Source organism: Balneolales bacterium ANBcel1, assembly GCA_029688905.1.
In the GTDB taxonomy this organism is placed as follows: Bacteria; Bacteroidota; Rhodothermia; order Balneolales; family Natronogracilivirgulaceae; genus SLLW01.
Map to the genome: position 1 here is coordinate 24078 of JARULB010000006.1, position 13387 is coordinate 37464.

Below are 13387 nucleotides of genomic sequence, written 5' to 3' on the forward strand. Positions count from 1 at the left end.
AGGGCGCGATACCCGTTTTCAGGCTCGCTTCAGCCCCTTGGCTCCAATATCCCTCCTGAAAACGGCATTATCAAAAGAAATTTTATCCACTTCACTGTAACAGCGTGTGATGGCGCTTTTCAGGTCGGGACCGCCGGCCACGACAGTGAGAACGCGGCCGCCGTTGGTCAGCAGCTTCCCGTCCTCCAGGCGTGTGCCGCTGTGGAAGACGATGGCCACGTCCGACACCGCATCCAGCCCGGTGATCTCCTTGCCCTTGGTATAGGCCTCGGGGTATCCTCCCGAAGCCATCACAACGCCGCAGAAATGGTCGTCCGACATCTCGACCTCGCACGACTCCAGCTGGTGGTTCACCGTAGCGAGCATGACTTCAAGCAGATCCGATTTCATGGCGGGCAGCAGCACCTGGCACTCGGGGTCGCCGAAGCGGCAGTTGTACTCGACGACTTTGGGCCCCTCGTCGGTGATCATGAGTCCGAGGTACAACACGCCCCGGTACCCATGGCCTTCCAGCTGCATGGCCCCGAGCGTCGGGTAGAGAATGGTGTCTTCGACGATGCGGAGCATACGCTCGTCCACGACCGGAGCCGGAGCGTAGGCTCCCATACCACCAGTATTGAGACCGGTATCGCCCTCCCCGATGCGCTTGTGATCTTGCGCGGAGAGCAGCAGCCGGGCATTGCGCCCGTCGGTTATAGCAAAAACCGAGGCCTCTTCACCTTCCATAAACTCCTCCACGACGACTTCCTTTGCCGCCCTGCGCAGCGACTCATCCTCGCGGATGCGCTGCATGTGCTGGAGCGCTTCGGTCTGCGTCCGGCAGATGAACACCCCTTTTCCGGCGGCGAGCCCATCGGCCTTGATCACAACCGGCCAGGTATCGTTGTCGAATTTGAGCCACGATTCGACATCATCCAGCACGGTATGTCCCGAGAAATGGGTGGATTGGGCCGTAGGAATCTTGTACTTGTGCATCAGGTTCTTGGCGAAGGTTTTGCTGCCTTCAAGCCGGGCGGCGGCCTTCGACGGACCAAATACCTTGTGGCCGCGCTGCTCCAGAAAATCGGTGATACCGTCGACCAGAGGCTGTTCTGGACCGACGACCGTCAGGTCAATCCGCCGTTCCTCAATCACTCCCGCTACCGCCTCGAACCAGGACGTGACGTCCCCGGCATCACTGCCCGGCAGCGCGATGTTTTCGCCATATGCGCCGGTTCCCGGATTGCCCGGAGCGATGAACAGCTTGCCCAGCTTCGGGGAGCGGCTCAGGGCCCATGCCAGGGCATGCTCCCGGCCGCCGGATCCAAGTATCAATACATTGTGTTGTGCCATAGGATTGCGGTCTTTTCCGGTCCGGCGGGGAGCCGTGGCCGGTTATCGGTTAATCTAAAATGCAGGGTGCGGGATTCGAAGGGCATCCGAACCCGTCCGGAGCTATGCCTGCAGCACCGGACGGTTCAGAATAAACCGGGCTTACTTCCGGCCTGCCGCGATAGCGACCAGTTCGGCGAAGCTGTCGGGCTTGAGGCTGGCGCCGCCGATAAGTCCGCCGTCCACATCCGGGTTTTGCAGCAATTCGTCGGCATTATCGGGCTTCATGCTTCCGCCGTAGAGAATGCGGATGGCATCGGCGATTTCCTGACCGAACAGGCCGGCAAGTTCCTGGCGGATGAATGAGTGCATCTCCTGTGCCTGGTCGGGTGTGGCGGTTTCGCCGGTACCGATCGCCCATACCGGTTCGTAGGCGATGACGATCTTCGCGGCGTCGGATGCGTCGATGCCGGCCAGCGAGCCTTTGGTCTGGGTCTTGACTACATCAAAATGGCTGCCGTCCTTGCGCTCCTGGAGCACTTCGCCGACACAAACGATCGGTGTCAGACCGTCGCCCAGGGCTTTCTTTGTTTTTTTGTTGATGATCGCGTCATCCTCACCGAAATATTCGCGGCGCTCGGAATGGCCGAGAATCACGAAATCGCAGCCCAGTTCATTGAGCATGGCGGTGCTGACTTCACCGGTGTACGCGCCGTTGTTTTCAAAATGGACATTTTGTGCCCCGATCTTGACGGCGCTGCCCTCCTTGCGGGCGTCAAATGCCGCCGGCAGCGAGATAAACGGCGGGCATACGGCCGCTTCGACGCCATCAATCTGTTTCTGCGCGGCGTCGTCCAGCTTCGCAAAAAAGTCGGCGGTCTCTTTGGGACCCATGTTCATTTTCCAGTTACCTGCAATCAGGATTGATCTCATAATACTTCTCCGTTGGTTAGCAATGTGTCGATTTTAATAATGAGTTCGTTGAGGTTGTGGCCGTGCAATTTGCGCACTATCCGCCCTTCACTGTCGATCAGGAAGCGGACCGGCATTTCATAAATATTCCAGCGCTCCTCAAGGTCTGATTCGGCAAAGGCTCCCGCCGATGCCACGGGCCAGTCCTGCCCCCGTTCGTTATAAAAAGCGTTAACCGCAATCGGACTGCCTTCTACGGGTATGGTCAGAAACCGGATACCGCGATTCTGAAACAGTCCGAATATGGTCTGCAGCGCGGGGTAGTTGCTCTGGTATTCGCGATCGGCCAGGCGAACCACCTCGATCATTGCGGGGGATCCCTGCAGATCGTCCCTGGTGTAGGGAATGGCCATCCCCGTGCCGGCCACGTCTGCAAATCCAAGCTCAAAATCGGGCAGCAGGGCACCGGCGTACAGGTGCTCGATGTCGTATTTCAGGACTTCGAGCCAGCGGGCGACCTCTTCATCATCCCCGAAATTCTCTTCAAAACGGCGCAAATGCTGCCGGGCCAGATCGGTGCGCGAGCTGTCGTACAACACTTCAATGCGGTGCATGGCCAGCCGCCGGCTGATGTCCCTGTCGCCGCTCCGTTGTTCGAGCGAATCGGCCCAGGCCAGCGCGTAATCGAGTCCGTTCTGCCTGAGCTGCGCCGGGAAACCGATCTGTGAGGCCACTATCCGGATTTCCCTGACATCCCCGGCTTCCTGCAAGCGGCGAATCAGCTTGCCGTCGTCCTGCTGCTGAAGCAAGCGCAGCGATTCCCTTGCGGCGAGTTTGCCGGCTACCGATTCGGGCAGGTCACGCCAGGCGTTCCAGAAAAGATCACTCCAGGTGTCGATCAAATGCGGGATGGTGTCGGCGGGAACCGCGCCGGCCGATGCAAGGGCCATCATACGGTTAAACTGGCGGTCCAGGCGGTTGACGATATGCAGCGCCTCATGTTCCTGGGAACTGATTTCGGCAAATCCCGAAAAACGGGGAAGCGATCCTTCGATGAGGACGGTGTCGCCCCTGGCGAGTACCATGGTGGTGTCGGCAAGGCGCCTGGTGCCCCGATGGATTTCGAGGGCGTAGATATCCGATTCTGCCGAGCGTGCGGTGGCGCCGAAATGCCCGTCGCGGTCGGTAACCGCGCGGTAGAGGGTATCGGGTCCGGCCGTACGGCTGTAATCCAGCACATAGACCCGGATTCCGCTGAAATCGCGGGTCGGGTCGAGGGCCTCATCCACCGTAATGGTCCCGTGGATATGAGCCGCCGGGCCGCCTTCATTCGAATCGGTATCGGAGGAAGAGCCGCATCCGGCGACCGTTATCAAGGGAATCGCCACCAGTAAAAGGACGAGCAGGCTAAGCGGGGCATCGAGGCCCCGAAGGCCGTTTATAGTGCCATATTCAGGACCGGCATGACACTGACAGGGAGCGGTCATCCTTCCTCCTCCAGTTTCTTCTGAATCAGTTCCTTCACCATACCGGGGTTGGCTTTGCCCTGCGACTGTTTCATGATCTGGCCGACGAAGAAGCCGATGAGGCCTTTCTTTCCGTCGCGGTAGCGTTGCACCTCTCCGGGATTGTCGCGGATAACCTGATCCGCCAGGGGCTCCAGAAAACCGGTATCGGACACCTGAAGCAGGTTCAGGTCACCTGCCAGGGTTTCGGCGCCCTGATCCGATTCCACCATTTTTTCGAGGATGGTTTGCATGGCCGATGAGCTGATCTTGTCGTCGTCGCGCAGTTTGAGCAACCCGGCCAATCTCTCGGGGCGTACGGGAAACGCTTCAATATTCCAGCCGTGGGTATTCAACAGGCGCCGCACTTCGGTGATCATCAGGTTGGAGGCCTGTTTGGGCGCAATTCCGAGGCCGGTCACCTCTTCAAAATAGTCGGCCATGGGCCGGTCGGCGGTGAGTACGGAGGCGTCGAAATCCGGCAGGTTGAACTCCTCCATGTAGCGTTTGCGGCGCGCTTCCGGCAGTTCCGGGATTTCGAGGAGAATCTCCTCAAGCATCTCGTCGGTCACGATAACCGGCGGGATATCGGGTTCGGGGAAATAGCGGTAGTCGTGCGCCTCCTCCTTGGAGCGCATCTGCCGGGTTTTCATTTCGTTGGGATCCCACAGGATGGTCTGCTGCACCACCTTGCCTCCCGAAAGGAGCACCTCCTTCTGGCGTTCCACCTCATAGGCCAGGGCGCGTTCCACATTGCGGAACGAGTTGAGGTTTTTGATTTCGGTACGGGTGCCGTACTCCTTTTGTCCGCGGGGACGGATGGAGACGTTGGCGTCGCACCGCAGGCTGCCTTCTTCCATATTGCCGTCGCAAACGCCGAGGTAGCGAACTATCTGCCAGATTTTTCTCATGTAGGCACCGGCTTCCTCCGGACTCCGTATGTCCGGTTCCGAGACAATCTCCAGCAGCGGGGTTCCGGCACGGTTCAGATCGATGAGGGTGTTGTGCGGATCCTGGTCGTGAATCGATTTGCCGGCGTCCTCCTCCATATGGATACGGGTAAGGCCGATGCGTTTGGTTTGAGTGGCGGATGCGCCGTTGCCGGCGGAATCGCCCCGGCGGCCGTTGTCTGCCGGCACCTCGATATCCAGATAGCCGTCGTAACAGATCGGGGTCTCGAACTGGGAGATCTGATATCCTTTCGGCATGTCCGGGTAAAAATAGTTTTTCCGGGCGAAAATGGATTTCTGCGCGATTTTGCAGTTGGTTGCCAGTCCCAGTTTGACGGCGAAGCGAATCAGATTCTCATTCGGAACGGGCAGCGTGCCGGGATGCCCCAGGCACAGGGGGGTCACGTTCGTATTGGGAGAGGCGCCGAACCGGTTGGATACCGGAGCGAACGCTTTGGATTCGGTAAGAAGCTGCGCGTGTACTTCCAGTCCTATGACGGTTTCAAATTGTGTATCCACGCTCATGTCGGTAATAGATTTGTCATCAAAAAAAAATCAGCGGCTGCGGTCCCATTGCCTTGTTTCGGTGCCGGGTGCCATCCGAGGCCGCTCCTGCACGACTGAAGTCACCTGCACGGCAATTGCCGGGAGATCCCGTACCGCCGCACAACCTTGCAGTGAAAACCGGCAGGCACGCACAGCAATCCGGAAATGGTATCGGGCTTGGTAAAAACGTGCCGGGGCCGTTCACGGATTATAAAACATCGATACCCGGCACACCGCCGGGTGCAGCAACGGCCCAAAATACAAAAAAACGGGTAACCGAACACCTGGATTGCAGGAGAAAATCATTTCAGGGCCTGGTGCTCACGACGTATCTGGGTGTGCATCCCGTCATAGTTGAACACCGACCGGAATCCGTTGGCGGACATAAAATGGGAGGCTACCCGGCTGCGATTGCCGGAATTGCAGTAGATCAGGTAATCGGCATCGGGGTCAAGAGCGGTAACGCGTTCCTCGAACGAAGGGTCGCTGAGGTTGATGGTGAGGGCACCCTCCACCGTGCCCCCGGCCCACTCTGCGGGTGTGCGCACATCGATGATGACGACATCGCGTTCGGCCAGCAGTTTTTCGAGCTCTCCCGGCCGGATATCGATATAAGACGACTCCTGTGCCGACGAACTGCAGAAAGTAAGAGTGATAAGGGCGGCAAACAGTGCGGCCCGGCAGATCAGATTTCGCATGGCGTAAAGATAGGATTTTTATAAATAAATCGCTAAGCCGGCGACTTCATGCGGCCGGGACGGCAGGCTGTCATCCGATCACCTGCTGGGTAACACAGTGGATGGATCCCTGTCCCCATACCAGATCGTTGCAGGGCACATCCTTGATATACCGGTCGGGGAACACCGACTGGAACATCCGGAGCACCTCGTCGTCGTAGCGTTTATCGTAGGTTGGAACCAGCACGCACCGGTTGGCAATATAGAAATTGGCGTAGCTTGCGGGCACGTAATCTGATCCGTCGACCGTAGTGCCCGTGATGCGGGTTTGCGGCAGCGGCAGCTCCACGATTTCAAACGGGTTTCCGTGGATGTCGGTCGCATCCTTCAGGATGTTCCAGTTCTCAAGCAGGGTCTCGTAGTTGGGGTCGCTGGTGTCGTCGGTTACCGTAGTAAAGATCACCCTCTCCGAGACAAAGCGGGCGAGGTCATCGATATGTCCGTCGGTATCGTCGCCCCGGAGTCCGCTTTTCAGCCAGATCACCTTTTCAATACCGAACCACGTGCGCAGATTTTCCTCGATTTCGGCTTTGCCGAGGCCGGGGTTTCGGTTGGGGTTCAGCAGCACCGACTCGGTGGTCAGCAGGCAGCCTGCCCCGTTTACGTCGATAGAGCCGCCCTCAAGCACCATTCCGGGTGCGACTGTCGGCAGATTGAGCAGGCGGGCGAGCTTGCCCGGCACCGCGTTGTCGAAATCATACGGGGGGTATTTACCACCCCAGGCGTTGTACTCCCAGTCGCACAGTACCACTTCCGGCGCACCGGCTCCCGCCCCGCCGGTATCTGATACGGCCTGCGAGCCTTGTTCTCCGGTTTGCTTCCCGGCTTGTTCTCCGGTTTGCCTCCCGGCTTGTTCTCCGGTTTGCTTCCCGGTCAAACCCGGCATCGCCGTTACGTCTGGCCCGCCCCGCGATTCCGCCGACAGGGATGAGCCCGAATTACTCCGGCCGGTGGATTTGGCTTTGTCGTACGGAAGGAGCGAAATCGGACCGTAGTCGCGTATCCACACATCATTGACCGGCATGTGGATGAGCCGGACCCGGTTCCAGTCGATATTCCGGTTTTGGAGCAGAGAGGCGGCGGCCTGCCGAGCCTCCTCATTGGCGACCAGCAGCATCACCTCTTCGTGGGGCGTGAGAGCTTCCAGGATGTCGGCATAGACATGTTCGGCTCGGTTCAGCCGGATTCCGGGCCAGGTTTCCCGGTTGTCGGGCCAGGCCATGAGAGTGAGTTTGTGCGGCGCCCATTCGGGGGGCATGTAATAACGTTTACCGGGCATAATATTTTTCTGCAGGCGCCATCAGCTTCGCTGGAACAGGATTAGCCCTCCGGTGCGCGCCAAATTTGCAGTACACGGCACAAACAGAGGGAACATGTCATCAGCTTCGCTGCAGATACGCTCGCATTATCGGGTGTAATAAATAATGGCGATCCGGGCAATCTCTCCGGATCGGATTTCCAATGCAGCATCCTCCCGGCTGGGAACCGGCCGGGAAGTCGAGGCAATATACCTCATTTCACGTAAACCGTCTTGATATTTGTAAACTCCAGGATGCCGAGATGTGACAGCTCGCGTCCGTAGCCGCTGGTTTTGATTCCTCCGAAGGGAAGGCGGGGATCCGATTTGACAAATTCGTTCACGAAACAGCAGCCGGCCTCCAGCTCTTCGGCGGCGATGCGGCGGCCGCGCCGGGTGTCTGCGGTGAAAACGGCGGCACCGAGACCAAAAACCGAGTTGTTGGCCAGACGAATCGCATCGGCTTCGTCTTTGGCGGAGATAATGGCGGCAACGGGCCCGAACAGCTCTTCGTCAAAGGCCGTCATGCCGGGGGTCACGCCGGTGAGTACCGTTGGAGGATACCATGCTCCGGGTCGGTCCGGTACCTTCCCGCCCAACACCAGCCGGGCACCCTGGCTGACCGACCGCTCGACCTGCTCGTGCAGTTCGTCACGAAGATCTTCCCGCGCCATGGGGCCGATGGTGACATTTTCGCGCATGGGGTCGTCCATAACCGCATCGCGCATGTGTTCGACAAATTTTTCGGTGAAGGCGTCCAGAACCTCCTCGACCACAATGAAGCGTTTGGCCGCGATACAGCTTTGCCCTCCGTTGATAAGCCGGCTGGTGGCGCAGGTGGCCGCGGCGGCGTCGATGTCGGCATCCTCCAGAACGATGTAGGGGTCGCTGCCTCCCAGTTCGAGAACCGTCTTTTTCAGCATCTCACCCGCTTTGGAGGCGACGGCGCTGCCGGCCGGACCGCTGCCCGTCAGGGTTGCCGCTTTCACCTTGTCGCTTTCCAGAAGCTCCTCCACCAGAGAGGTTTTGATCAGCAGTGTACGGAAGGCGTGTTCGGGGAAACCGGCATCGCGAAACACCTCCTCGATGGCCAGCGCCGAACCCGGAACGTTACTCGCATGCTTGAGCAGGCCGGTGTTTCCGGCCATTAGCGCGGGAGCGGCAAAGCGGAACACTTGCCAGAAGGGGAAATTCCAGGGCATTACCGCCAGTACGGGCCCCAGTGGATTGTAAGTAATAAAGCTTTCCGAGGCATCGCTTTCAACCGGCTCTTCGGATAAAAATTCCCGCGCGTTGTCGGCGTAGTAGTCACATACCCAGGCACACTTTTCGACTTCTCCCCTGGCGGATGCCAGCGTTTTTCCCATCTCCCCGGTGATGATGCGGCCGTATCGATCGGCCCGTTCCCGCAGCAGCGCCGCCGCTTTTTTCATGAGGCCGCTTCGGTGCTCGAAAGAGGTGTTGCGCCACTCCAGAAACGTGTCGTGCGATTTGTCCACTACCCGCCACATCTCCTCTTTGCTGATGGTGTCGAAAGTACGGACTGTCTTTCCGGATGCCGGATTGGTCACTTCGATACGGGAACTCATAGTGTGAACTCGTTTGGGGTTGGGGTTTTTGACATCGCCGAAATTCAGGTTAAGGCCGAAGTACAGGTATGGCCAAAAATCCGGGCGTCGCCGAATTATGGAATATCGCCGAAGCTATTATTCTACGTAAACATTCCGGGATGGCATTCCGTTTGATCACGATGGGTATGCCGCAGCTTCCAGACGTAGGCCGGTATGCCGGACAGCCGGCCGACAGTCCCTCCTTCACAGGTCCTTGAGCCATCGGGAGAGCAGTACGTCATGCACATAGTAGCCGTCATAATCCTGAATGATGAGCTCCTTCTCCTGAAGTGCCTTGAGTGATGCCGCCAGCGTACTGGTGGCACCAAGCCCCTGCCCCTGCACAAACTCTTTGGAGAGCGGGTTTGTTACCGGTTCCCCTTTGGCAATGGCAACCAGGGCTTGCCATTGCCGGTCGGTCAACAGTTTGCCGTACCCGGAAAACACCTGTTTCTCCTGGGTTATGATTTCATCAAACACCCGGATTATCCCGGCTTCGGTTACGTTATCGCATCCGGCAAACAGTTTGTTACAGACCAGTTGGATCGCGTACGTCTGGCCGCGGCACTGCCGGTAAATCTCTTCGACATGATGAAATCCGATCTCCTTTTCATGCTTTTTGAAATGCTTCCGGATGAATGCAGCATACGCTTCCAGTGGAATGGGTTCAAGGCGTATCTGCTGTGCGCTTCGGTAGAACGGGCGGGATTTCTGTGTGAACATGGATTCCATCATGCCCCGGTGACTTCCGCTGAACAAAAACCGCAATTCGGGATATTGCTGCGTCCAGGCACGAAACAGCGCTTCGCCGTTGCTGTCGGAGTAGGAGGAAACATGCTGGAACTCATCGATTCCAATAATGACCGGTTTTTTGTGACCGGCGAGAAACGCCCCGATCTGCTCGAGGGTCTGTTCCGGCAGCCGGGGTGCCTGCCACCGGAAAGTGAGATATGGCTGCCCCGTATATGCATTGAAGTGAATTTCGGCTCCGACCTGCCCCAGCAACTGCTGCAGGGTAGCGGTAAACCCCCGCTCGGTCCGTCCGAAATACTGATAAACGGCCTGGGTGATGGCCCGGATCGCATCGGAGGCACTGCGCGTGGCCAGCAGGTCCACATAGATGAGCTCATGGCCCCTTTTCCTGGACAGCTCATCAAAAAAACACTGTATCAACGCGGTTTTGCCGATCCTTCGCCAGGAATAGAGGACAACATTGCGCTCATTCCGAAAATGATCATGCAATTGCGACAGTTCCTGCTCCCGGTCACAGAAGTGGCGCCGGTCGATGTAACCGCTTAGCAGAAACGGATTACCGGGTTCTCTTTTTGTCATGGTGTCAGCTCCTGTAATCAAGGCCGGAATCCCCAGAAATGTGCCAAAAACGCTGATTCGGTTTAAAAACCATCCTTATTGCCCTTTGGCCATTCACTTCACTACAACATCTTCGTTACATAATTATTGTAACGAAGATTATGGAACATTGCCAACTAAAATTTTGTGCCGGGTTCGGGGCCTTCGTTGCAAACCTGTCAGGAGGCTATCGTCTGGAGGCTATCGGCGCAAACCGAATCTTGCAAGTTCCGGGGAGAAGCCGTGGCCTTTCCCGAAGTCGTCTTTCCGTTTTCACCGGAACGGGACTGTTACTCTCCCCGGTACTTCCTGAGCCGGTCCACCAGTTCGTTATTGACATGCGTGCTGATCGGGACTTCGATAACGGCCACAGACCGGCGGGCAAGGTGTTCCTTCAGCAGCTGCTCCAGTTGTTCGGGGGATTCGGCACGGTGGCCTTCCACCCCGAAACTGCGGGCGAACGCGGGGAAATCGGGATTGTCGATTCGGGTACTGACCGACCGCTGCCTGGACAAATGCTGTTTCCAGCTGATCAGCCCATAGTCGTTGTCGTTGAACACCAGTACTATGAACCCGGTGCCGAGCCGCCGGGCGGTTTCCAGCTCCTGCGCATTCATCAGAAAACCGCCGTCGCCCATGGCCGCTACAATCTGGCGCTCCGGCTGATGCAATGAGGCCGCTATCGCTCCGGGCAGCGCGATACCCATGCTGGCCATTCCGTTGCTGATCAGACAGCCATTCGGACAATAGGTCGGGAAGTTGCGTGCGATCCACATTTTGTGGGTTCCTACGTCACTGATCAGGAGTCCGTCATCCTCCATGACATCACGTATGATGTGCAGCGCCCCTGGCACGGTAAGCTCCGTTCGGGCCTCTCCCTGATCGAGCCGGTACCGATCCAGATCGGTTCGGATACGGTCGCGGACGGGTTCAAACCACCGTTCCTGCAACTTTGGCAGCAAATCCTCCTTGAGATTCAACTCCCAGAGCGCGGCGGAGATATCCCCGGTCACCTCCAGGTCGGGGTCGTATTCGGTATAGACTTCGGCGGGATCAAAATCCACATGGATGATCTTCTTGTCCTCACCAATATTCCACTTTTCGGGGGGATATTCGGCCACATCATACCCTACGGTCATGACCAGGTCGGCCTGCTCAAACGCTTCCGCCACATAATCCTTGAAACCGAGTCCAATGGCGCCCAATGAATACGGCGACCGGTCGGAGAGCGCGCCTTTGCCCATGAATGTCGAAGCGACCGGGATGCGGTGCTTTTGAGCGAACTCGGTCAGATGCTTGCTGGCCAGTTTCCGGATAGCACCGTTGCCGGCAAGGATGAGCGGTTTTCGGGCTTCAGAAAGCAGTTCTACGGTTTTACGGATCGCCTTGTAATCGGACCCCGGCCGGCGTGGTCGTTTCGGTGTGATGGGCTTCAGAGCGGCATCCACTTGCAGATCGGCGACATCCTCGGATAACTCGATGTGGGTGGCGCCGGGCTTCTCCTGTTCTGCCAGGCGAAACGCCTTGCTGACCATTTCGGTGACTACTTCGGGGGAGGTTACCGAGGCGTTCCATTTGGTGATGGGCCGGAACATGTTAACGATATCGATCCGTTGGTGACTTTCGTGATGAAGCCGGTCGAGGCCACCCTGGGCGGTGATGGCCACCAGGGGAGCCTTGTCCAGGTTGGCATCCGCCACGCCGGTAATCAGGTTGGTGGCGCCGGGGCCAAGCGTACCGAGGCACACTCCCGCCCTGCCGGTCAACCGTCCGTGTACATTGGCGATAAACGCTGCACCCTGTTCGTGCCGGCACGGGACAAATTGAATAGCGGATTGCTCCAGGGCGAACAGCAGGCTTTCGTTCTCTTCCCCCGGAACCCCGAAGATATGGGTTACGCCTTCAGCTTCAAGGCATTGAACAAAAAGTTCGGCTACGGTCATGGTTCTCGGGCGTCAAGGTTTCTGGTTTGAGCAGCTACACGGGCAGATTGTGCAGCATGTTCCGAAAATGGTGCAGCTCGTCCTCATTGACGGTATGCCCCATTCCCGGATAAATCTTTTTGGTGACATCGGCCCCGAGGTTTTCAAACACTCCGGCGGTATCCTGCACCCGGTGTTCCGGGATATGCGAGTCGATATCGCTGCAACCGATAAAGACCGGCGTCTTTTTCATGGACCCCCGGTACCGACTGTAGTCGACATCCGGCCCGATGACACCTCCACTAAGGGCAACCACGCCGCCATAGCGATCGGCGTTGCGGGCGGCGAATTCAGTTGACAAACAGGCCCCCTGCGAGAAACCGGCAAGTACTATGCGCTCTTTGGGGATACCGGCGCCGAGTGCTTTTGTAATCAGTTCGTCCATCACCTGCAGGGCCGACTCAAGCCATGGTTCGTTCTGCTCCAGCGGCGACATGAACGGGTAGGGGTACCATGTGTGATTGGCGGCCTGGGGCGCCATCCACGCCAGATCCGCGACAGATGCGCCGCCGTTTTGCGGATCGGCTGCCGATACCTGCGAACCTGCGGTTGTCTCCTTCCGTGCTCCTGCGGCACCCTCCTTCCGGGCGCCTGCCGACTCCTCCAGGTGCATCAACTCATCATACAACGTGAGGATGCTGTCGGCCGAAGCGCCGCGTCCGTGTATTAATATTACGGCTCCTTTCGCCTGATCCAGCGGTTTGCCTTTTTCCAGGACCGGCTGGCCCTGGTGAGGGTGGTCATTATTCTGAAACATGTATTCAATGGGGTTATGGGTAGGTAACGGGCCCGCCGCACCGGGAACCGGTTATGGATGCCACCGGTGGTCAGTGTACCGGCTTGACAACTGTCGAGCCGTGACGACCAAACCGAACAAGGCGCTGTCTCTGCAATCCGGTTTCGCGGACGACTGTAGTTATGCGGCGGTCCTTGTGAGTATCATATCACAAATAACACGCGCGGCGCAGGGAATCATTCACCGACAGCAACACATCCACCAAAACCGCTCCGATACCGGTAAAACGACAACTTGTAGAGTATCGCTCTGGATTCTGAATCAATCCTCACGCCATCTGCCCCTCCATACCGGCCTCTGGTTCAGGCCGCCGACGAATATCGCCTGTTGCGGATCCATTACCTTTTTTTGGAATCAAAGCGGTATATTTTCCCTTCCGCTTCCCGGCAGC

Annotated in this window: 10 protein-coding genes; all 10 read right to left on the minus strand. The window is 57.9% G+C overall.

What is annotated here, in order from left to right; all coding sequences use genetic code 11:
* Positions 1–18 precede the first annotated feature (18 nt).
* Complete coding sequence (gene purD / locus QA596_09270) at positions 19–1332, minus strand: phosphoribosylamine--glycine ligase (GenBank protein ID MDG5767653.1); 1314 nt, start codon at positions 1330–1332, stop codon at positions 19–21.
* A gap of 141 nt (positions 1333–1473) precedes the next feature.
* The gene (gene tpiA, locus QA596_09275; GenBank protein ID MDG5767654.1) at positions 1474–2244 is read right to left on the minus strand and encodes a triose-phosphate isomerase; all 771 of its coding nucleotides are present in this window, start codon (positions 2242–2244) and stop codon (positions 1474–1476) included.
* Positions 2241–3710 carry a hypothetical protein gene (locus tag QA596_09280; GenBank protein ID MDG5767655.1) on the minus strand — a complete coding sequence of 490 codons (1470 nt, stop codon included), beginning with the start codon at positions 3708–3710 and terminating at the stop codon, positions 2241–2243. Before QA596_09280 ends, tpiA begins: the two co-directional genes overlap by 4 nt.
* Positions 3707–5203 (minus strand): Asp-tRNA(Asn)/Glu-tRNA(Gln) amidotransferase subunit GatB, encoded by a 1497-nt coding sequence (gene gatB / locus QA596_09285; GenBank protein MDG5767656.1) that lies wholly within the window; start codon positions 5201–5203, stop codon positions 3707–3709. Before gatB ends, QA596_09280 begins: the two co-directional genes overlap by 4 nt.
* Before the next feature lie 323 nt (positions 5204–5526).
* The gene (locus QA596_09290) at positions 5527–5922 is read right to left on the minus strand and encodes a rhodanese-like domain-containing protein (protein MDG5767657.1); all 396 of its coding nucleotides are present in this window, start codon (positions 5920–5922) and stop codon (positions 5527–5529) included.
* Positions 5923–5992: 70 nt separating this feature from the next.
* The gene (locus tag QA596_09295; protein ID MDG5767658.1) at positions 5993–7240 is read right to left on the minus strand and encodes an agmatine deiminase family protein; all 1248 of its coding nucleotides are present in this window, start codon (positions 7238–7240) and stop codon (positions 5993–5995) included.
* Positions 7241–7473: 233 nt separating this feature from the next.
* The gene (locus tag QA596_09300) at positions 7474–8847 is read right to left on the minus strand and encodes an NAD-dependent succinate-semialdehyde dehydrogenase (protein MDG5767659.1); all 1374 of its coding nucleotides are present in this window, start codon (positions 8845–8847) and stop codon (positions 7474–7476) included.
* A gap of 225 nt (positions 8848–9072) precedes the next feature.
* Positions 9073–10200 (minus strand): ATP-binding protein, encoded by a 1128-nt coding sequence (locus QA596_09305; protein ID MDG5767660.1) that lies wholly within the window; start codon positions 10198–10200, stop codon positions 9073–9075.
* 308 nt (positions 10201–10508) lie between these two features.
* Entirely contained in the window at positions 10509–12161 is a 1653-nt protein-coding gene (locus QA596_09310; protein ID MDG5767661.1) for an acetolactate synthase large subunit, read from the minus strand.
* A gap of 34 nt (positions 12162–12195) precedes the next feature.
* A complete protein-coding gene (locus QA596_09315; protein ID MDG5767662.1) occupies positions 12196–12957 on the minus strand; it encodes a dienelactone hydrolase family protein in 762 nt (253 codons plus the stop codon).
* Between the last annotated feature and the right edge of the window lie 430 nt (positions 12958–13387).